General features: G+C 71.0%; 19 protein-coding genes. 13 read left to right on the top strand and 6 right to left on the bottom strand.

Going from position 1 to position 20,765, the window contains the following annotated elements; genetic code table 11:
- Positions 1-155 precede the first annotated feature (155 nt).
- On the top strand, positions 156-761 hold the full coding sequence (locus ACIPWY_RS37030; RefSeq protein WP_362908553.1) for a hypothetical protein: 606 nt from the start codon (positions 156-158) through the stop codon (positions 759-761).
- 90 nt (positions 762-851) lie between these two features.
- Here the strand turns inward: ACIPWY_RS37030 and ACIPWY_RS37025 are convergent, their stop codons facing one another.
- Together ACIPWY_RS37025 and ACIPWY_RS37020 are read right to left on the bottom strand one after the other, a co-directional pair.
- Positions 852-2,321 carry a HAMP domain-containing sensor histidine kinase gene (locus ACIPWY_RS37025; RefSeq protein WP_362908552.1) on the bottom strand — a complete coding sequence of 490 codons (1,470 nt, stop codon included), beginning with the start codon at positions 2,319-2,321 and terminating at the stop codon, positions 852-854.
- Positions 2,322-2,323: 2 nt separating this feature from the next.
- Positions 2,324-3,022: a response regulator transcription factor gene (locus ACIPWY_RS37020; protein WP_362908619.1), complete on the bottom strand. Its 699-nt coding sequence runs from the start codon at positions 3,020-3,022 to the stop codon at positions 2,324-2,326.
- 210 nt (positions 3,023-3,232) lie between these two features.
- Here ACIPWY_RS37020 and ACIPWY_RS37015 point away from each other — a divergent pair, with 210 nt between their 5' ends.
- Both ACIPWY_RS37015 and ACIPWY_RS37010 read left to right on the top strand, forming a co-directional pair.
- Entirely contained in the window at positions 3,233-4,495 is a 1,263-nt protein-coding gene (locus ACIPWY_RS37015) for a glycosyltransferase family 4 protein (protein WP_401536745.1), read from the top strand.
- A gap of 539 nt (positions 4,496-5,034) precedes the next feature.
- Positions 5,035-6,504, top strand: a complete 1,470-nt coding sequence (locus ACIPWY_RS37010) for a hypothetical protein (protein ID WP_393705478.1) — start codon at positions 5,035-5,037, stop codon at positions 6,502-6,504.
- Between the two features lie 22 nt (positions 6,505-6,526).
- Here the strand turns inward: ACIPWY_RS37010 and ACIPWY_RS37005 are convergent, their stop codons facing one another.
- Both ACIPWY_RS37005 and ACIPWY_RS37000 read right to left on the bottom strand, forming a co-directional pair.
- Complete coding sequence (locus ACIPWY_RS37005; RefSeq protein ID WP_362908549.1) at positions 6,527-7,153, bottom strand: FMN reductase; 627 nt, start codon at positions 7,151-7,153, stop codon at positions 6,527-6,529.
- Positions 7,150-8,268 (bottom strand): LLM class flavin-dependent oxidoreductase, encoded by a 1,119-nt coding sequence (locus ACIPWY_RS37000; protein ID WP_393705506.1) that lies wholly within the window; start codon positions 8,266-8,268, stop codon positions 7,150-7,152. Before ACIPWY_RS37000 ends, ACIPWY_RS37005 begins: the two co-directional genes overlap by 4 nt.
- A 142-nt stretch (positions 8,269-8,410) precedes the next feature.
- On the opposite strand from ACIPWY_RS37000, the gene ACIPWY_RS36995 reads away from it, so the two are divergent.
- The 6 genes from ACIPWY_RS36995 (at position 8,411) to ACIPWY_RS36970 (ending at position 12,015) form a co-directional block, all read left to right on the top strand.
- Positions 8,411-9,277 (top strand): DUF6597 domain-containing transcriptional factor, encoded by an 867-nt coding sequence (locus ACIPWY_RS36995; protein ID WP_401536742.1) that lies wholly within the window; start codon positions 8,411-8,413, stop codon positions 9,275-9,277.
- Between the two features lie 169 nt (positions 9,278-9,446).
- Positions 9,447-9,986 (top strand): GNAT family N-acetyltransferase, encoded by a 540-nt coding sequence (locus ACIPWY_RS36990; protein WP_401536781.1) that lies wholly within the window; start codon positions 9,447-9,449, stop codon positions 9,984-9,986.
- Positions 9,987-10,067: 81 nt separating this feature from the next.
- Positions 10,068-10,340, top strand: coding sequence for a hypothetical protein (locus ACIPWY_RS36985; RefSeq protein ID WP_401536740.1), 273 nt, complete (start codon positions 10,068-10,070; stop codon positions 10,338-10,340).
- Between the two features lie 324 nt (positions 10,341-10,664).
- Complete coding sequence (locus ACIPWY_RS36980; RefSeq protein WP_393705475.1) at positions 10,665-11,003, top strand: YnfA family protein; 339 nt, start codon at positions 10,665-10,667, stop codon at positions 11,001-11,003.
- A gap of 62 nt (positions 11,004-11,065) precedes the next feature.
- Entirely contained in the window at positions 11,066-11,842 is a 777-nt protein-coding gene (locus ACIPWY_RS36975) for an SDR family NAD(P)-dependent oxidoreductase (protein WP_362908545.1), read from the top strand.
- Entirely contained in the window at positions 11,842-12,015 is a 174-nt protein-coding gene (locus tag ACIPWY_RS36970) for a hypothetical protein (RefSeq protein ID WP_362908544.1), read from the top strand. Before ACIPWY_RS36975 ends, ACIPWY_RS36970 begins: the two co-directional genes overlap by 1 nt.
- Before the next feature lie 85 nt (positions 12,016-12,100).
- On the opposite strand, the gene ACIPWY_RS36965 is transcribed toward ACIPWY_RS36970, so the two are convergent.
- Positions 12,101-13,294: an RtcB family protein gene (locus tag ACIPWY_RS36965; protein ID WP_362908543.1), complete on the bottom strand. Its 1,194-nt coding sequence runs from the start codon at positions 13,292-13,294 to the stop codon at positions 12,101-12,103.
- Positions 13,295-13,507: 213 nt separating this feature from the next.
- Here ACIPWY_RS36965 and ACIPWY_RS36960 point away from each other — a divergent pair, with 213 nt between their 5' ends.
- From ACIPWY_RS36960 to ACIPWY_RS36950, 3 genes are all read left to right on the top strand, one after another.
- Positions 13,508-14,446, top strand: coding sequence for a DUF3558 domain-containing protein (locus ACIPWY_RS36960; RefSeq protein WP_401536737.1), 939 nt, complete (start codon positions 13,508-13,510; stop codon positions 14,444-14,446).
- Positions 14,447-14,576: 130 nt separating this feature from the next.
- Entirely contained in the window at positions 14,577-15,464 is an 888-nt protein-coding gene (locus ACIPWY_RS36955; protein ID WP_401536735.1) for a DUF3558 domain-containing protein, read from the top strand.
- A 210-nt stretch (positions 15,465-15,674) separates the two neighbouring features.
- Positions 15,675-16,949, top strand: coding sequence for a DUF2637 domain-containing protein (locus ACIPWY_RS36950; protein WP_401536733.1), 1,275 nt, complete (start codon positions 15,675-15,677; stop codon positions 16,947-16,949).
- 83 nt (positions 16,950-17,032) lie between these two features.
- Here ACIPWY_RS36950 and lysS read toward each other — a convergent pair whose 3' ends face one another.
- Positions 17,033-18,784, bottom strand: a complete 1,752-nt coding sequence (lysS, locus tag ACIPWY_RS36945) for a lysine--tRNA ligase (RefSeq protein WP_362908539.1) — start codon at positions 18,782-18,784, stop codon at positions 17,033-17,035.
- A 158-nt stretch (positions 18,785-18,942) separates the two neighbouring features.
- Here lysS and argS point away from each other — a divergent pair, with 158 nt between their 5' ends.
- Positions 18,943-20,718: an arginine--tRNA ligase gene (gene argS, locus ACIPWY_RS36940; protein ID WP_401536731.1), complete on the top strand. Its 1,776-nt coding sequence runs from the start codon at positions 18,943-18,945 to the stop codon at positions 20,716-20,718.
- Positions 20,719-20,765 lie beyond the last annotated feature (47 nt).

Genomic DNA, 20,765 nt, shown 5'->3' with positions numbered 1-20,765 from the left:
ACGGGGTTCGCTCCCCGGCCCGCGCAGGTGTTTCACCGCACGTTTCGGCGAGTGACCGTGGGGGAGGTCACTGACACGATGATCGGGTTGCGCGGTGGTGGCCGCGCGGCCTAGAAAAGGGGCCAGGCGCCCTGGAAAAGCAGTCGGGTGGAGATATGCATCGCGGTGGCGGACTGGGCGAGGGGACCGACGATCTGGGCCCCCGGCGTGCCCGGCGGGGAAAGCACCGGCGCGACGCGGAGGCGGCAGCAGCAGCGGCATCAGCGGAAGAAGCGGACGCCGGGCAGGCACTGAGCGGGACCGGGAGCAGGAATGGTGGCCGGGTGGGGGTGACGTACAAATACTTCGGCGCGCCCGACGGCGCCACGGCGGCCCGCGTCCCCATCTCGATGCGCCCCGAGGAGCTCGGCGGTGACGAGCTCGGCATGGGCGGCATGTTCACCAAGATCAAGCCGGAGACGATGGCCGCGATGGTCCTCACCGGCATCGAGGGCATACCCCTGCACAAGGTCCCCCCGCTGGAACTGGTCGTCCTGCACCCCGACTACGCGGTCGTGAAGCTGCCGATGACGGTCGTCGACCCGCTGCGCGGCGTCGGCGAGGAGGCCGTGGGCGCCGCGGCGTTCATCTGGTCGACGGTCCCGGACCGCGGCGGCCCGCGCGACGCGTTCTACGTGTACCAACTGCTGCACGAATGGCAGGACTTCAGCCACCGGCTGCACGACGCGGGACACCAGGCCTACTGCCTCGTCTGGCCCTGACCGCCCGCGCCACGCCCCAGCCGACCCCAGCCCCGCTCCTCCAGCACGCCCCGCCGACCCAGCCCCGCTCCTCCAGCACGCCCGCCCGCCTCAGTCCGGCTCCTCCGGCACCCCCCGCACCGTGAACCCGATCACCGCTCCCCCGCCCGGCCGCCCCTTCGCGAACGGCTCGCCCCCGTGGGCCGCCGCCACCTCCTGGACGATGGACAGGCCGAGGCCGGAGCCCGGCAGGCTGCGGGCGGCCGGCGCGCGGTAGAAGCGGTCGAAGACCCGGTCCAGGTCCGAGTCCGCGATGCCGGGACCCCGGTCGAGCACCTCGACGCGCACGCCGTCCGGAAGGCCTCCCGTGACCACGATCTCGATCGGCTCCGTCCCGTCGCGGTCGAACTTGGCGGCGTTCTCCACCAGGTTGGACACCGCGCGCTGGAGCGAGGCGGGACGGCCCTGGATCACCGTGTCGCCCCGCGAACGCACCGTGACCGTGCGGCCCGTGCGGCGGCGCGCGAGGACCGCGGTGTCCTCGGCCGTCTCGGCCAGCGCCAGCTCGACGACCGGCTCGTCGTCCTCCTTGCCCGCCGCCAGCTCCACCAACTCGTTGACCAGATCGGTCAGTTCACGCGACTCCAGCGCCAGGTCGGCGATCAGCTCCTCGCGGGCGGCGGGCGGCAGGTCCTCGATACGGCGCAGCAGCGAGATGTTCGTACGCAGTGAGGTGAGCGGCGTGCGCAGTTCGTGACCGGCGTCCTGCACCAGGCGGCGCTGGTCCTCCATGGAGCGCGCCAGGCGCCCCAGCATCCGGTCGAAGGACCGGCCGAGGCTGCCCACTTCATCGCCGCCGGTGACCGGCACCCGCACATCGAGGTGCCCCGTCCCCGCCACGTCCTCCGCCGCCTCCGCCAGCCGCACCAGACGCCCCGTGATCCGGCGCGCCAGCCACCAGCCGACGAGACCCGCCGCCACGATCACGGAACCCGCCAGCAGGCCCGTACGCTGCTGGAGTTCGCGCAGCAGATCCTCCGTGTCGCTGAACTCCTGCGCGACCTGGACGGCGCCCCGCCCGCCGCCGAGCGACACGGCCGTCAGCCGGTACTCGTCCCCGCCGAGCTCCACATCGCGCCGCGACCCGCCCTTCTCCGACCCGTCGGCCTCCTCCGTCACGCCGGCGTGCGCCTCGTCGGCGGTGCGCCGGTCGGCCGCGTTCACCGGGAGCTGCGGGCTGCCGCGGTCGACGATCCGGCCGCCGGGCCCGAGCACCTGCACGTCCGTGCGGGCAGGCCGGATCAGGTCGTCACGGGGCCCGTCGTGGTCCGGGTCCCCGGACGCGAAGTCGTACGGGGTGAGCTTGGCCTCCTTCACCTGCTGACGCAGATCGGTGACGACCTCGTCGAACACGGCCTGCTGGTCGACGCGGACGAGCCGCGCCGCGGCGTCGTAGGAGAGGAGGCCGACCAGGACGGTGACGGCCGCCGCGACCGCGGCGAACGACACGGCGAACGTGGTCCGCAGGGACCGGGCGCGCGGCCGTCCGTGCAGGAACGCGCGCAGGCGGCGGCGCGGCATCCTCAGTCCTCCCGCAGCACGTAGCCGACGCCGCGCACGGTGTGGATCAGGGAGGCGGCGCCCCGCTCGTCGACCTTGCGGCGCAGATAGCCGACGTAGACCGCGAGGTTCTTCGACCCCGGGCCGAAGTCGTAGCCCCAGATGCGGTCGTAGATCGTGGCGTGGTCGAGGACGATGCCGGCGTTGCGGACGAGCAGTTCCAGGAGGTCGAACTCGGTGCGGGTGAGCTCCAGTTCGCGCTCCCCGCGCCAGGCCCGCCGGGCCTGCGGGTCCATCCTGAGGTCGGCCGCCGCGACCTGGCCGTCGAGCTCGGGCGACACGTCGCGCCCGTCGTCGGACGACGCGCCACTGGTGCGGCGCAGCAGGGCACGGAGCCGCGCGAAGACCTCGTCCACGTCGAAGGGCTTCACGACGTAGTCGTCCGCGCCCGCGTCCAGGCCCGCGATCCGGTCGGGCGTCTCGACGAGCGCCGTCAGCATCAGGATCGGCGTGCGGTCGCCCTCGGCGCGCAGCACGCGGCACACCTGAAGACCGTCGATGCCCGGCATCATCACGTCCAGGACGAGAATGTCGGGCGCGCTGCGGTGGGCCTGCGCGATCGCCTCGACCCCGTCGGCGACGGCCGTGACCTCGTAACCCTCCAGAGTCAGGGCCCGCTCGAGGGCATGGCGGATGGCGCGGTCGTCCTCGGCGAGCAGCACGGTCGGGGACGCGGCGGGGGGCGTGGCGGACGCAGCGGTTGGGGACACGCGTTCCAGTGTGCCCCCCGGGCCCTGCGGCGTACCCCCTGACCAGGGGCCCGCCGGACGCCTTCTTACCCGCCTCTCACCCCGGCGGGAACGGCGGCTTACCTCGCTGGACCAGGCTGCCGCCGTATGTCGCGGGCACAGGGCCCGCCGGGAGGGCTGTCCATGAAGATCGTGTTCCTGCTGCACAACGCGTACGCGATCGGCGGGACCGTGCGGACCACACTCAACCTCGCCGCGGCGCTCGCCGGGCGCGGCGGCCACGAGGTGGAGATCGTCTCGATGTCCCGGCACCGTGAGGTGCCGCGCTTCACGGTCGACCCCGCCGTCTCACTGGTCCCGCTCGTCGACACGCGCATCGGCAGCGCCGACCCGCAGTACGCGGCGTACGAGGAGCCCGCGCGGGACTTTCCCGCCGCCGAGAAGCGCCACAAGCAGTACACCCGTCTGCACGATCTGCGTGTGCGCGAGTACCTGGAGCGCTGCGACGCTGACGTCGTGATCGGTACGCGCCCCGGCATCAACGTCTATCTGGCGATGTACGGCCCGCGCTCCGCACTGCGCATCGGGCAGGAGCACCTGCGCCACGACGCCCACAGCAAGAAGCTGAGGGCGGTGCTCGCCCGCCACTACCGCTCCCTCGACGCCGTCGTCACCATGACCGCGGCGGACGCCGAGGTGTACCGGGCCCGCATGAGCCTGCCGGGCGTACGGGTCCTGTCGGTCCCGAACATCGTGCCGGAGGCGCCCTGCCCGCCGTCCGAGGGAACCTCCAAGGTCATCGCGAGCGCCGGACGTCTCGCGCCCGGCAAGCGCTTCGACCTGCTCCTGGAGGCGTTCGCCGGCGTCGCCGTGCGGCAGCCCGAGTGGCAGCTGCGGATCTACGGCGGCGGGCCCGAGGAGGCGAAACTGCGCGATCTCATCGCCGGGCTCGGCCTCACCGGGCGCGCCCATCTGATGGGGGCGCGCTCGCCCATCGAGCCGGAGTTCGCGAAGGCCTCGATCGTGGTGTCCGCATCGGACGCGGAGTCCTTCGGGATGACGCTCGTCGAGGCGATGCGCTGCGGGGTTCCGGTGGTCAGCACGGACGCGCCGCTCGGCCCCGCCGAGATCATCACGGACGGCGTCGACGGCCGGCTCGTACCGGTCGGGGACGCGCGGGCCCTCGCCGAGGCGGTCAACGGCCTCATCCAGGACCCGCCGCACCGGCACTCCATGGCCCGCGCCGCGTTCGCGTCGGCCCGCCGCTACGACCCCGATCCGATCGTCGCCCGTTACGAGCTCCTGTTCGCCGAACTCCGTGAGACGCGGCGCCTCAGGTCCTGGCAGCGGCTGCGCCACCGGGCGGCCGGCTGGGCGCGCCGCAAGGCCCGTTCGGCCCGCTGCCCGGCAAGGTCGTCCGTGTCCGGTACACCACGGCCCACGTGACTGACGAGGGGGAAGTCAACTTGACGACCAACGACGCACGACTCGGTACCCCCACCCCAGAACCGGCCCGCCCGCACAGCCCCAAGGCCCCCGGAGCCAAGCGGGACCGGGCCACCGAGGGCCGGGGCAGGCGGGCCGATCAAAACCGGCGGCGACCCGCCCCCCGGCCCGACCTCCGTCCGAAACCCGGCGCCTCCGCACCCGGCCCGGACGCCCGGTCGAGTACGGATTCGCGTAGGGAGCCGGATACGGATACGCGCGCGGAACCGGATACGGATACGGGTACGGGTACGGGTACGGGTACGGGTACGCGTACGGACAGGCATACGAGTACGCATACGGCAGCCACCACTGCCCGGCCACAGACGCGTACGGCGGCCACCACCGACCGGCCACAGACGCGTACGGCTGCCGCCACCGACCGGCCAGCCGCCACCACGCCCCCCGGGGCCACAGCCACCTCCCGGCCGCCGGCCTCCCCCTCCGCCACCACCACGTCCGACGCTCCCGTAAGACGCCCCCGGCCCATCCCCTGGCTCGTGCTCGTCGCGCTCGCCTACGCCCTCGTTCAGTTCGTACTCGTCGTGCCGCCGCTCGCGCACGCGATGGGGTGGGACGAGACCGTGTACGTGTCGCAGTACGACCCGCGCGTCCCCGCCGCCTTCTTCAGCGCGCCCCGCTCCCGCGGCATCAGCTTCCTGACCGCGCCGTTCATCGCGGTCACCCCCTCCGTGCTCGCCCTGCGCATCGCGCTCACGCTGCTCTCGTCGGCCGCCCTGTACGCCGCGTTCCGCGTATGGCGTCCCGTCGTCGGTGCCCGCACCACCGCTCTCGCCGCGCTGCTGTTCGCCGGGCTGTGGATCACCCAGATCTCCGGGCCGCAGGCCATGCCCAACCTCTGGGTCGCGTTCGGCTCGGTCGCCGCGACCGGCTGGTTCCTGCGCGCGGCGATCCGGCGCGAACGGCGCGCGAACTGGTGGCTCGCGGGCTGCGTCGCGGTGACCGCGCTGTTCCGCGCCCCGGACGCCGTCTGGCTCGCCCTGCCCCTGATCGCCACGGCCCTGTTCCGCAACCGCCGCACCCTGCCCTACCTCGCCGGCGGACTCGCGGCAGGCCTCGCCCAGTGGGTCGCGGAGGCGTACATCCGCTTCGGCTCCGTACAGGACCGGCTGCACGTGTCGAGCGCCACCGAGGGCGACATGGGCCTGCACCTCAACTTCGACAACGCCTGGGCCAGCCTCAACGGCCCCCTGCTGTGCCGCCCGTGCACGGCGACCGTGCACTCCCCCGGCCTCACCCTGTGGTGGCTGGCCCTCCCCGTCCTCGCCGCGGCCGCGCTCGCCTACGCCGTGCGCGAGCGCCGTCCCCTGCCGACCGCGCTCCCTCTCACCGTCGCCGCCGCGCTCGCCGTGCCGTATCTGCTCATGATCGACTACTCGGCCCCGCGCTTCCTGCTCCCCACGTACGCGCTCCTCGCACTGCCGGTCGCGGGCCTGATCACGCGTATCGGCTCACACTCCATCGCCTATGTCGGCTCAGACCGCATCACCCATACCGGCTCACGCCGCATCGCCCGTATCGGCTCACACCGCGCGCTCATCGCCGTAGGGCTGCTCACCGCCGTAGGGCTGCTCATCGCGGGGCAGCTCCTCTCGCAGACCACGGTCCTGTCCGAGGTCACCGCGTCCACCGCCGTCACGAACGGGCGCTACCGCGCCGCCGCCGACGATCTGCGCGCCCTGGGCCTGCGCCCGCCCTGCCTGGTCTCGGGCCCGCGCGCCCTCCCCATCGCCTACGACGCGGGCTGCGCCTCCGCCCAGGTGGAGGGCAACAACATCTCGACGACCCCCGCGGGCCTCGTCGACCGCGCCGCGAAGGTACCGACCGCCGTCCTCACGACAAAGGGACAGCGCCCACCGCACTATGCGCGCGACTGGACGCCGTATCCCCTGCACCACACGCCCGGCTGGACGGCCTGGCGCGCGCCGACCGGCCCGCAGGGCTCGTAACCGCTGCCTACGTGACCTCCGCCTACTCCACCCGCAGCGCGGCAAGCTGCCGCTCGAAGGGGATGACGTCGTCGCCCCACTCCACCGGCGCGGGGCGGGCCGCCGCGAGGCCGGTCATGAGCCGTGCGAGCTCGCCGCCCGCCCGTTCGACGCGCTGCTCAAGACCCTCCGCGCCCCAGTCCTGCGACGCCGCGTAGACGGCGGTCGGCACGACCACGGCCCGCAGATACGCGAACAGCGGACGCATCGCGTGCTCCAGGACGAGCGAGTGCCGCGGCGTGCCGCCGGTCGCCCCGACGAGCACCGGTTTCCCGGTGAGCGCGTCCTTGTCGAGCACGTCGAAGAACGACTTGAACAGACCGCTGTACGAGGCCGAGAACACCGGCGACACGGCGATCAGGCCGTCCGCCCCGGCCACCGCGTCGAGCGCCTCACTGAGGGCGGGCCCGGGGAACCCGGTGACCAGGTTGTGGGCGATCTCGACGGCCAGGTCCCGCAGTTCGACGACGGTCACGTCCACGTCGGCATCCACGTCCACGGCGGCGTCGACGCCCGCGACCTGCGAGGTCACCGCCCGCGTGAGCCGGTCCGCGAGGATCCTGCTCGACGACGGGGCGCTCAGCCCCGCCGACACGACGACGAGCTTCATACGGCCGGCACCTCCTTCTCGTTCTGGTCCTGCTGGGCCTTCAGCTCCGCCTCCGCGACGCGCGACGCGTGCGTCGGAGCGTCCGGCACGTTCGCCGGGCGGCCGTTAGCGAACTCCTTGCGCAGCACCGGCACGACTTCCTCGCCGAGGATGTCCAGCTGCTCCAGAACGGTCTTCAGGGGCAGACCGGCGTGGTCCATCAGGAACAGCTGGCGCTGGTAGTCACCGACGTGCTCCCGGAAGCCGAGCGTCCGCTCGATCACCTGCTGCGGGGATCCCACGGTCAGCGGGGTCTGCGAGGTGAAGTCCTCCAGGGAGGGACCGTGTCCGTAGACGGGCGCGTTGTCGAAGTACGGGCGGAACTCACGCACCGCGTCCTGCGAGTTCCTGCGCATGAACACCTGGCCGCCGAGCCCGACGATGGCCTGCTCGGGGGCGCCGTGCCCGTAGTGGGCGAAGCGCCGGCGGTAGAGGTTCACCATCTGCTTGGTGTGTTCCATCGGCCAGAAGATGTTGTTGTGGAAGAACCCGTCGCCGTAGAACGCGGCCTGCTCGGCTATCTCCGGCGAGCGGATCGAACCGTGCCACACGAAGGGCGCGACCCCGTCGAGCGGGCGCGGCGTCGAGGTGAAGGACTGCAGCGGCGTACGGAACTTGCCCTCCCACGTCACGACGTCCTCGTCCCACAGGCGACGCAGCAGGGCGTAGTTCTCGACGGCGAGGTTGATGCCCTCGCGGATGTCCTTGCCGAACCAGGGGTAGACCGGGCCGGTGTTGCCGCGGCCCATCATCAGGTCGACCCGGCCGTCCGCGACGTGCTGGAGCATCGCGAAGTCCTCGGCGATCTTCACCGGGTCGTTCGTGGTGATCAGCGTCGTCGACGTGGAGAGGATCAGGTTCTCGGTGCGGGCCGCGAGATAGCCGAGCATCGTGGTCGGCGAGGAGGGCACGAAGGGCGGGTTGTGGTGCTCGCCGGTGGCGAAGACGTCGAGCCCGACCTCCTCCGCCTTCAGCGCGATGGCGAGCATGGCCTTGATGCGCTCGTGCTCACTCGGCGTACGGCCCGTCGTCGGATCGGCTGTGACGTCCCCGACGCTGAAGATCCCGAACTGCATGATGGCGCTCACCCTTCGAGGTTGTTGATGATTCAACTATACCCTCCAACGGTGACGGCCCCGCCCCTATTCCCCCGGGGTCGACCGTGAGGTCGACCGGAACCCGGCCCCGTCTTGAAGAAAGGCGACATACGATCCGGCCATGGCCGCACTCCGCCGTGACACCCGCGGCATCGTCGACCCGGACGAGCTCCTGACCCGTGTACGGTTCCGCCGCCACGAGCCCGCCGAGCCGCTGCGCCGCTACGTCGAGAACTACTGGTTCATCGACTGGGACCTCGCCGAGCCCTACGCCTCGCACGTCGTCCCGCACCCCTCGGTCAACCTGACCTTCGAGCTATACGACGACGGGGACAGCGGAGGCGGCGGGGGCCACGGGGGTGGGGGCGACGAAGGGCCGACGGGCACGCCCGTCGGCGTGGTCACCGGCGTCGCGCTCGGCCCGTTCACCAGGAAACTGACGGGGCGCGGCCGGGTATGCGGGGTGAAGTTCCGCAGCGGAGGCTTCCGGCCCTACGCCCCGGACACACCGGTCCTCCAGTGGACGGGCCGGGAGCTGCCCGTGGGCGACGTGTTCACCGGCGCCCCGGCCGACGCCGCCCTGGCGGTCACCGGTCCCAGCGACGAGCACGCGCGCGTGGCCGCACTCGACGCCTTCCTGCTCGCCCGCGGCGCTGCCGACGACCCGCAGGCCGACCTCGCCATGGACCTCGTCGACCGCATCCGCACCGACACCACCGTGCACCGCGTCGGCGGGTTCGCGGCCGCACAAGGCCTCTCCGTACGGTCCCTGCAACGCCTCTTCTCCGCCTACGTCGGCGTCGGACCGAAGTGGATCATCCTGCGCCACCGCATCCACCAGGCCCTCGAACGCGCGGGATCGGACGCCGCCGTCAGCTGGGCCGCGCTCGCCGCCGACCTCGGGTACGCCGACCAGGCCCACCTCGTCAGAGACTTCACCGCGACCGTGGGCGTACCACCGACCGCCTACGCACCGAGGAACCGATGAGTCGATGAGTCGATGGCTGAATGACTCGACGACGCACAGCACCAGCACCAGCACCAGCACCAGCACCAGCACCAGCACCAGCACCAGCACCAGCAACAGCACCAGCAACAGCAACAGCACCAGCACCGAACACAGGACGGTCGGGGAAAAGATGACGGACATAGGCCTCGTGCCCTGGACGGAGGACGACTTCGGCCTCCTCCTCAAGAACAACGCGCCCGAGATGACGGCCCACCTCGGCGGCCAGGAGACCCTCGACCAGCTCATGGACCGCCACCGGCGCTACCTCGCCCTGTCCGTGCTCGACGGACACGGCCGGATGTTCCGCATCACCACAGGGCCCGGCACCCCCGCGGCCGGCTCCATCGGCTACTGGGCGACACCGTGGCAGGGCGAACGGGTCTGGGAGACCGGCTGGGGCGTCCTGCCCGGCCATCAGGGCCGCGGCATCGCCGCCGCGGCCGCCCGGCTCGTCGCCGCGCACGCGGCCGCCGACCGGGCCGGCATCCGCCACCTGCACGCCTTCCCGCCCGTCGACCACCCCGCGTCGAACGGCGTCTGCCGCAGCGCCGGTTTCACCCTGCGCGGCCCCTGCGACGTCGAGTACCCGAAGGGCCGCGCGATCCGCTGCCACGACTGGCACCTCGACCTGGGGACCGTCAGCGGCGCGCGTCCGTCCAAGGACCCGGCTGAGACCTGTCAGAAGTAGTAGACGTCCCCGGTGTCCAGGGCCAGCACCTGATGGGTGCTGTTCTGCGGGTTGCGGTCCGCTGTGCCACTGCTCCACATCGTGTCGATCCGCACCGCCACCTCCGACGGCGCCCCCGCCAGCCGCACCGGCAGCCAGATCCGCCTGCCCCTGCTGTCCGCCGGCAGCGGACCCGTACGGCACAGCACCGTCCGCACGTCCGCCCGCACACACATCGGCGGCAGCCTCCGCACGTCCGTGACCGGCGCCGACCAGCGCAACCGCACCGTGGCGTCCGCCACCGACGACGGACCGTGGTTCTGCGGGACGAGCCGGGTCTCCACCCGGCCCCCGGACATGGTGATCTGCCCGTGATACGCCAGATCGACCTCCGGAACGGGCCGCGGCCGAGGCCCGTCGGCGACCGCGGGACCGGCCCCCAGCACCACGACCGCGCTCAGCCCGACGGCCCCGAGCCCACGCCTCACACCAAGCCCACGCCCACGCCCTACTGCACGCCTCACCAGCATGTTCTCTCCGCCATCTCGTCCTCGGTCACGAACCACGACCACCGACCGCTGATCGCCGATCACCGCCACGCGGGTCTCCTGATGTATCCCACGCATCCCGCCCCGCAGGCGCCGTCCAACAGGTGACCGTGGGGCAGCCGCGTGCGGCCGGCATGGCAGCCTGTCCCGCATGCTCGTCGCCCGCTCCGCGTTCCTCTTCGTCGTCGCCGCCCTCTTCGAGATCGGCGGTGCCTGGCTCGTCTGGCAAGGCGTGCGCGAACACAGGGGATGGGCGTGGATCGGCGCGGGCGTCATCGCCCTCGGCATCTACGGCTTCGTGGCCACGCTCCAGCCCGACGGCGAGTTCGGCCGCATCCTCGCCGCGTACGGAGGCGTCTTCGTCGCGGGCTCGATCGCCTGGGGCATGGTCGCGGACGGCTACCGGCCCGACCGCTGGGACGTCACCGGCGCCCTCATCTGCCTGGCCGGCATGGCCGTGATCATGTACGCGCCCCGCGGCGGCCGGTGACACCCCCGCGCGCAGCCTGCCTATCCTGACGGGAGTCGAATCGCCCGCACGAGGAGCAAGCCATGACCGCCGCCGCGCCCGCAGTCGCCTCCCGCATCGCCGTCATCACCGGCGCGAGCAGCGGAATCGGCGCAGCCACCGCACGACAGCTGGCGGCGGCCGGATACCGGGTCGTGCTCACCGCCCGCCGCAAGGACCGCATCGAGGCGCTGGCCGCCGAGATCAACGACGCGGGCCACCAGGCGGCGGCCTACGCGCTCGACATCACGGACCGCGCCGCGGTCGACGAGTTCGCCACGGCCTTCAAGACCATCGGCGTCCTCGTGAACAACGCGGGCGGCGCGCTCGGCGCCGACCCCGTGGCGACGGGTGACCCCGCCCAGTGGCGCCAGATGTACGAGACGAACGTCATCGGCACGCTGAACGTCACCCAGGCCCTGCTCCCCGCGCTCACCGCGAGCGGCGACGGCACCGTCGTCGTCCTCTCCTCCACCGCCGGCCTCAGCACGTACGAGGGCGGCGCAGGCTACGTGGCCGCGAAGCACGCCGAGCACGTCCTCACCGAGACCCTGCGCCTGGAGATCGTCGGCACCCCGGTCCGCGTCATCGAGGTCGCGCCCGGCATGGTCAAGACGGAGGAGTTCGCCCTGACCCGCTTCGGCGGCGACACCGAGAAGGCCGAGAAGGTCTACGCGGGCGTCGCCGAACCGCTCTCCGCGGACGACGTGGCCGACACGATCACCTGGGCGGTCACCCGCCCCAGCCACGTGAACATCGACCTGCTCGTCGTCCGCCCCCGCGCGCAGGCCTCCAACACCAAGGTTCACAGGGAACTGTGATGCCTCCGCAACCCCCCGACCCGCTGGAGATCCTGGAGCGCGAGGCGGACGAGCGCCGCCGCGCGGAGGAAAAGCGCGGCGAACGCCACATGTGGTGGTACCTGGCCTACTTCCTCTTCGGCATCCACCTGGTGGCTCTGGTCATGATCTACGCCGTCACCCACGCGAAGTAGGCCCCGCCCTCCTGAAGCTCTGACCCCAGGACGGTCGCAGACGTCCACCGGGTTGCCCCGGTGGACGTTTTTCGCGGTGCCGGCGTCAGCCCTTGACGCAGATGACCTGCTTCAGCTTCGCGACGACCTCGACCAGGTCGCGCTGCTGGTCGATGACCTTCTCGATCGGCTTGTAGGCGCCCGGGATCTCGTCCACGACGCCGGAGTCCTTACGGCACTCCACGCCCCGCGTCTGCTCCTCCAGGTCCTTCGTCGAGAACTGCTTCTTCGCGGCGTTCCGGCTCATCCGGCGGCCGGCGCCGTGCGACGCCGAGTTGAACGACGCCACGTTCCCGAGGCCCTTCACGATGTACGAGCCCGTGCCCATGGAGCCCGGGATGATCCCGTACTCGCCGGAACCCGCGCGGATCGCGCCCTTGCGGGTGACGAGAAGGTCCATGCCGTCGTACCGCTCCTCCGACACGTAGTTGTGGTGGCAGGAGATCACCGGCTCGAACGTCGGCTTCGCCTTCTTGAACTCGCGGCGAATCACGTCCAGGGAAAGCGCCATCATGACCTCGCGGTTGTACTTCGCGTATTCCTGCGCCCAGAACAGGTCGTTCCGGTACGCCGCCATCTGCGGGGTCTGCGCAATGAAGACGGCGAGGTCGCGGTCGACCAGACCCTGGTTGTGCGCGAGCTTCTGCGCGACGCCGATGTGGTGGTCGGCCAGCTCCTTTCCGATGTTCCGCGAACCCGAATGGAGCATGACCCAGACCGAGTTGTCCGAATCGAGGCAAAACTCCCAGAAATGATTACCGGAGCCTAGCGTTCCCATCTGCTTGGCGGCCCGCTCCTCCCGGAATTTCACCGCGTCCGCGACCCCCTCGAACCGCCCCCAGAAGTCCTCCCACCCCGCCACACCGAACCCGTGCAGCCGGCCCGGGTCGACCGGGTCGTCGTGCATGCCACGGCCCACCGGGATCGCCTGCTCGATCTTCGAGCGGAGCCGGGACAGGTCCCCGGGCAGGTCGTTCGCCGTCAGAGACGTCTTCACCGCCGACATCCCGCAGCCGATGTCCACACCGACCGCCGCCGGGCAGACCGCGCCGTGCATCGCGATGACCGAGCCGACCGTCGCGCCCTTGCCGAAGTGCACATCGGGCATCACTGCCAGACCCTTGATCCACGGCAACGTCGAGACATTGCGCAGCTGCTGCATCGCCACGTCCTCGACCGAAGCCGGATCCGTCCACATCCGGATCGGCACCTTCGCCCCCGGAACCTCTACATACGACATAGTGTCCTCGTTTCCCCCGTACGTTCCCGTACGTTCTCTTACTCGATCAAAAGTCGGAAATCGCAAATACCGGCGCCAAGGTCAACGAATGGGATATCGGACCGGCGTTCACAGCAGTGCGTGCGATACACATTGTGTCCATCAGCCGTCCTGCGACGGCAACCGAATATGCACGTCCGACGACGTGTCACCTTGCCGAGAGGGGCCATCACCGTGCAGCGGAAGGCGTACGTACCCGGCGTCGCCGCGCTCCTCGCAGCGCTGCTCACCGGTTGCACCGGAGGTTCGGGTGCCACCGGCGAAGCGACCGACTCGAAGCCCGGCGACGTCGGCACGAGCGCCGTGGCCGCCCGGCCGGGCAAGTACCGCACCCTGCCCGAACCGTGCCGTCAGCCCGACCGCGGCACCCTCGACAAGATGCTGCCCGGCATCAAGGCACTCCCCGAGGGCGACCAGCGCGACAAGGCGTACGAGGGCGCGGCCACGGTCACGTACGACACGGACCGGCGCGTGGGCTGCCGTTGGAAGGACGACGGGACGGACGCGACGCATCGCCTGCTGGTCGACTTCGAGCGGGTCGTGTCCTACGACAACGCGGTGAGCGACGACACGGAGGCCGGTCAGGTCTTCACGTCGAAGCGGGTCGCGGCGCATCTGCCGGAGCCGGCCCCGACGGAGACGACGTCACCGACCCCGTCCCACCCCTCCTCCGACGACTCCGACAAGGGTGACGACAAGGGCACCGGCGACAACGCCGGGGAAAGCACGGCGGAGAGCACAGACACCAGCACCGACAACGGCACGGGAAAGGCCACGGCGGAGGAAGGGGAGAAGTCCGGCAAGGGGGACGACGACGCGGCCTCCGGTGACGCCTCGTCGAGCCCGTCGGACGACTCCGCACCGGGCGTCAACCTGCAGCCCCGCATCCTCGACGGCCTCGGCGACGAGGCGTTCCTCGACGACCAGCTGACGCCTTCCGCCTCGGCCGGCGGCCACCGCACGGTGACTGTGGTGTTCCGCACGTCCAACGTCATCGTGACCGTCGAGTACGAGCAGCAGCCGGGCCCCGCCGCGAAGGTGCCGGACAGCAAGGAAATGCAGGACAGGGCCCGGGAACTGGCCCGCAAGCTGGCCGGGACGCTGGGCGGGTAACCGGTGGTACGGCGGGCGCGCGGGTCCGCGGAAGCGGAGCCGCACTGCCCGGCTTGGGCGTACGGTGGCCCATCGGACCCGGGCCGCACCTCTCGGGTACGTACCAGGCAAACCCGGAGAATAAGGAACCATGCACCGACCGACCAAGCGACTCACCCGCATATTTGTCTGCGCAGCCGCCGTGCCGGTGATCCTCGTGGCATCCGGCTGCTCCTCCGACTCGGACTCCGGTGACGGGGCGGGCAAGGGCTCTTCGAAGGCGTCGGCGTCCGCGAGCGACGCGGCCGCCAAGGTGAAGGCGGCGGCGTACGACTCCCTGCCGCAGCCGTGTGCCGCGATCTCGAAGAAGACGCTCGACGATCTCGTGCCGGAGGCGAAGTCCGGCAAGGCGGGCGCCTCCGACGACGAGGCCGTGCGGGGCACCTGCTCCTGGTCGAGCCTCGACAACAAGGGCGTGAAGGGTTCGCAGTTCCGCTGGCTGAACGCGTCGCTGATGCGTTTCGACTCGGACGCGGCGCGCGGCAGCGGCAACAAGCTGGCGCACGCGTACTTCACCAAGCAGGTGACCGACGCGCAGTCCGTGGACGGCGCGAAGTCCCCGAAGTCGCAGCCGGTCAGCGGTACGGGCGACGAGGCGACGGCGGTGACGTACGAGCTGAAGAAGAAGGAAGGCACCTTCAAGCAGCAGACGGTCGTCGCGCGCGTCGAGAACGTCGTCATCACGATCGACTACAACGGTGCGGGCCTCGCGGGCGAGAAGACGCCGGGCGCCGACGAGCTGGTGAAGGACGCCGAGAAGGCCGCGAAGGAAGCCGTCGCGGCGGTCCTCTCGGCGAACGGGGCGGGCGGCTCGGACCAGGCGGGTTCCGCCTCGGCCAAGCCGTCGGACAAGGCTTCGGACAAGGCCTCCTCGAAGCCGTCGGACAAGCCTTCGGGCAAGACGTCCGACAAGCCGTCCGAGAAGTCGTCCGCGACGACCTCGGCAAAGCCTTCGGACAAGGCCTCCTCCAAGTCCTGATGACGTCCTGACGACCTAGGCATCCGCCCGCCAAGTGGCCTTCCATGGCCGCCGGTCGGCATCCGGTGGGTCCCAACTCGCCTGCCGGCCACGCCTTTTGCGGAGCCCGGTCCCTTATGGGGCCGGGCTCCGGCCGTACCGGGCCACGGGCCCCCTTGCCGATGTGCGAGGCTGTTGCGCGCAACAAGGCGTACAGGGAGGGGAGCACGTGTGGCCGCGCCACAGCTGACACGGACGCACCGCATACTCATCGGCGTGGTCGTCGCCGGAGCGGTGGTCATCGCCGGCATCGGTTTCGCGGGTTCGTACGCGGCCGTCCGCTCGCTCGCGCTCCAGAAGGGGTTCGGGAACTTCAGCTACGTGTTCCCGATCGGCATCGACGCGGGTATCTGCGTACTCCTCGCCCTGGACCTGCTGCTGACCTGGATCCGCATACCGTTCCCGCTGCTGCGCCAGACCGCGTGGCTGCTGACGGCCGCGACGATCGCGTTCAACGGCGCGGCGGCCTGGCCCGACCCGCTCGGCGTCGGCATGCACGCCGTCATCCCGATCCTCTTCGTCGTCTCGGTCGAGGCGGCGCGGCACGCGGTGGGCCGGATCGCGGACATCACCGCCGACAAGCACATGGAGGGCGTGCGCCTCACACGCTGGCTGCTCTCCCCGCTGCCCACCTTCCTGCTGTGGCGCCGCATGAAGCTGTGGGAGCTGCGCAGTTACGAGGCCGTCATCAAGCTGGAGCAGGAGCGTCTGGTCTACCAGGCGCGGCTGCGGTCCCGCTTCGGCCGCGCCTGGCGCCGCAAGGCTCCCGTCGAGTCCCTGATGCCGCTGCGCCTGGCGCGCTACGGCGTCCCGCTCGCGGAGACCGCCCCCGCCGGTCTGGCCGCCGCAGGCATCGAGCCCGCGCTGCTGCCCCCGGCCCCGGCACCGGTCGCGGCCGCGCCCGAACTGGTCCAGGCGGCCCCGGCCACGCCCGTCGCCCAGGAGACGCCCGGCGAGCCCCCCGCCGCCGAGGAGGCGAGCCCGTGGTTCCAGGCGCCGCCGCAGCCCGCGTCGTACGACGGCGGCTACGACCCGACGTACGACCCCGAGCAGGAGTACGAGCAGTGGTACGAGGGCCAGCAGGACCTGCCCCAGCCCCAGGCCTTCATCCCCGCCCAGGCCCAGGCGCAGGCCTTCATCCCCGCCCAGACCCAGGCACAGCCCCAGCCCCAGGACCCGGAGTTCCCTGTGCCCGCCGGTCCCGGCCGCACTCGGCCGCTCGGTGACGGCATCCCCGTGGCCGAGGAGGAGGCGCCCAACGAGGACGGCTTCTACCAGGTGTTCAAGAAGTCGATAGAGGGTGAGGGCATGCCGACACCCGGCGCGTTCGCCGCGAACATCGAGGCGACGTACGGCCTGAAGCTGGAAACACGCGATCTGCACCGCTACATGGACGAGTTCACCGCCCGCCTGAACAACGAGTTCATCGAGAACCACATCGCCTGACCCCACCCCGCACATGAGGAAGGGCCGCACCGGAGCATCCGGTGCGGCCCTTCCTTCACTTGTACGGAGCTTGCGCGGAGCGCTTACGCCCCGAGCAGCTTGCGCACCCGGTCCGCGCCCACGGCGAGCAGCAGCGTGGGCAGTCGCGGCCCCGTGTCACGGCCGACGAGCAGGTCGTACAGGAGCGCGAAGAACGACCGCTGGGCCGTCTTGATCTCCGGCGGCAGCTCCTTCGGCGTCGCGTCCGGCGAGAAGCCCGCCTGAACCTTCGGCACGCCGTAGACGAGGTGCGTCAGGCCGTCGAGGGACCAGTGCGAGTCCAGGCCGTCGAGGAGGAGCCGCAGCGACTCGCGGCCCTCGTCGTCGAGCGCGGCCAGCGCCTGCGTGTCCGGCTCGTCGCGCACCAGGGTGCGGGACTCGGCGGGCACGTACTTGCTGATCCACGTCTCCGCCTTGGCCAGCCTCGGCCGCACCTCGTCGAGCGCGGTGACCGGGTTCTCCGGGTCGAGCTCGCTGAGGATGCGCAGGGTCTGGTCCTCGGCGCCGGCGGTGATGTCGGCGACGGAGGCCAGGGTGCGGTACGGCAACGGCCGCGGGGTGCGCGGCAGTTCACCGGCCGCGGTGCCCACGGCGCGCGTGTACGCGGCGGCGTCCGCCGGCAGGGCGGAGCCGTCGGCGACCTTGGCGGCGAGCTTGTCCCACTCGTCGTAGAGCCGCTGGATCTCCTGGTCGAAGGCGATCTTGAACGACTGGTTGGGCCGGCGGCGGGCGTACAGCCAGCGCAGCAGCTGCGGCTCCATGATCTGGAGCGCGTCGGCCGGGGTCGGGACCCCGCCCTTGCTGGACGACATCTTCGCCATGCCGCTGATCCCGACGAACGCGTACATCGGGCCGATCGGCTGCTTGCCGCCGAAGATCCCGACGATCTGCCCGCCGACCTGGAACGACGAGCCCGGGGACGAGTGGTCGACACCGGACGGCTCGAAGATCACGCCCTCGAACGCCCAGCGCATCGGCCAGTCGACCTTCCAGACCAGCTTGCCGCGGTTGAACTCGCTCAGCCGGACCGTCTCGGTGTGGCCGTCGAGGGTGCAGGTGTAGGACAGCTCCGTCGTCTCGTCGTCGTACGACGTGACGGTGGTGAGGTCCTTGCCGCACGCGCCGCAGAACGGCTTGTACGGGTAGTAGCCGCCCGCGCCGCCGCTGCCGTCGTCCTCGTTCGCCGCGCCGGAGCCCTCCGCGGCCTCCAGCTCGGCCTCGTCGACCGGCTTCTGCTGCTTCTGCTGCGGCTTCTTGCCCGGGTTCTTCTTCGTGCGGTACTGCTCGAGGATCGCGTCGATGTCACCGCGGTGCTTCATCGCGTGCAGGATCTGCTCGCGATAGACGCCCGACGTGTACTGCTCGGTCTGGCTGATGCCGTCGAACTCGACACCCATCTCGCCGAGCGCCCCGGTCATCGCGGCCTTGAAGTGCTCCGCCCAGTTCGGGAACGCCGACCCTGCGGGCGCCGGGACCGAGGTGAGCGGCTTGCCGATGTGCTCGGCCCAGGTCTCGTCGACGCCGGGGACACCGGCCGGGACCTTGCGGTACCGGTCGAAGTCGTCCCAGGAGATCAGGTGCCGGACCTCGTACCCGCGGCGGCGGACCTCGTCGGCGACCAGGTGCGGGGTCATGACCTCGCGCAGGTTCCCCAGGTGGATGGGGCCGGACGGGGAGAGCCCGGACGCGACGACGACCGGTTTGCCCGGGGCACGACGCTCCGACTCGGCAATGACCTCGTCCGCGTAACGGGAGACCCAGTCGGTGGTCTCTGTGCTCTGAGCCACGATCGGCACGTCCTTCTTCCTCATACGTGGTGTGCGTCAGGGACGCCTGACCGTTCCATTCTCCCAGCTGCGGCCCCATCCGCGAAAACCGCTTTTCACCGCGTGGGATACTGAGCTTCTCTGTATATGGAGAAACCCAGGCACCCGAGCAGAACGGCACCTCACCCATGGCCTCGGTCACGTCCCTCACCGCTTCCGTCCACCAGCGTCTCGCGGACGCCCTCTCGGCTGCCCTGCCGGAGCCCGGCGCCGCCGACCCGCTGCTGCGACGAAGTGACCGGGCCGACTTCCAGGCCAACGGCATCCTGGCCCTCGCGAAGAAGGCGAAGGCGAACCCCCGCGAGCTCGCGGCGACGGTCCTGGACGCCCTCCCTGCCAACGACGTGATCAAGGACGTCGAGGTCTCGGGGCCGGGCTTCCTGAACATCACGATCGCCGACAAGGCCATCATCGAGACCCTGGCCGCCCGCGCCGCCGACGACCGCCTCGGCGTGCCGTTCCGGCAGGACGCGGGCACGACGGTCATCGACTACGCCCAGCCGAACGTGGCGAAGGAGATGCACGTCGGCCACCTGCGGTCCGCCGTGATCGGCGCCGCGATGGTCGAGATCCTGGAGTTCACCGGCGAGAAGGTCGTCCGGCGCCACCACATCGGCGACTGGGGCACCCAGTTCGGCATGCTCATCCAGTACCTCCTGGAGCACCCGCACGAGCTGGACCACGAGGCCGGCAAGGGCAGCGAGAAGGACGGCGAGGCGGCGATGTCGTCGCTGAACCGGCTCTACAAGGCCTCGCGCGCGCTCTTCGACTCCGACGAGGAGTTCAAGGCCCGCTCGCGGGACCGCGTCGTGGCCCTCCAGGCCGGGGACGCGGAGACCCTCGCCCTGTGGCAGCGGTTCGTCGACGAGTCGAAGATCTACTTCTACTCGGTCTTCAACAAGCTCGACATGCAGATCGACGACCCGGACGTGGTCGGCGAGTCCGGCTACAACGACATGCTCGAAGAGACCTGCCGGATCCTTGAGGAGTCGGGCGTCGCGGTCCGCTCCGAGGGTGCGCTGTGCGTCTTCTTCGACGACGTCCTGGGCCCCGACGGCAACAAGGTCCCCCTCATCGTCAAGAAGTCGAACGGCGGCTACGGCTACGCCGCGACCGACCTCTCCGCGATCCGGGACCGCGTCCAGAACCTCAAGGCGTCGACGCTCCTGTACGTCGTGGACGCCCGCCAGTCGCTGCACTTCAAGATGGTCTTCGAGACGGCCCGCCGCGCCGGCTGGCTGAACGATGAAGTGAAGGCGCACCAGCTGGCGTTCGGCACGGTCCTCGGCAAGGACGGCAAGCCGTTCAAGACCCGTGAGGGCGAGACGGTGCGCCTGGTGGACCTCCTCGACGAGGCGATCGACCGCGCCACGTCCGTCGTGCGCGAGAAGGCCGAGAAGGTGGGCCTGACCGAGGAGGAGATCGTCGAGAACGGCGAGTACGTCGGCATCGGCGCGGTGAAGTACGCCGACCTGTCGACCTCCGCCGTGCGGGACTACAAGTTCGACCTGGACCAGATGGTGTCGCTGAACGGCGACACGAGCGTGTACCTCCAGTACGCGTACGCCCGTATCCGCTCGATCTTCGGCAAGGCGGGCGACCGCAGGCCCGTCGCGCACCCGGAGCTCGAACTGGCCCCGGCGGAGCGGGCGCTCGGCCTGCACCTGGACCAGTTCGGCGAGACGCTGGCCGAGGTGGCGTCGTCGTACGAGCCGCACAAGCTGGCCGCGTACCTGTACCAGCTGGCGTCCCTGTACACGACGTTCTACGACCAGTGCCCGGTCGTGAAGCCGGCGCCCGCGCCGGAGGTCGCCGAGAACCGGCTGTTCCTGTGCGACCTGACGGCCCGCACGCTGCACCAGGGCATGGCGCTCCTGGGCATCAGGACGCCCGAGCGCCTCTGACCCGGCCTCGGTCTTCCGATACCCGGTAGCCCGATACGACGACTCAG

This window comes from Streptomyces sp. NPDC090032 (assembly GCF_044748025.1).
GTDB lineage: Bacteria > Actinomycetota > Actinomycetes > Streptomycetales > Streptomycetaceae > Streptomyces.
This window is presented reverse-complemented; position numbering and strand designations above follow the sequence as displayed.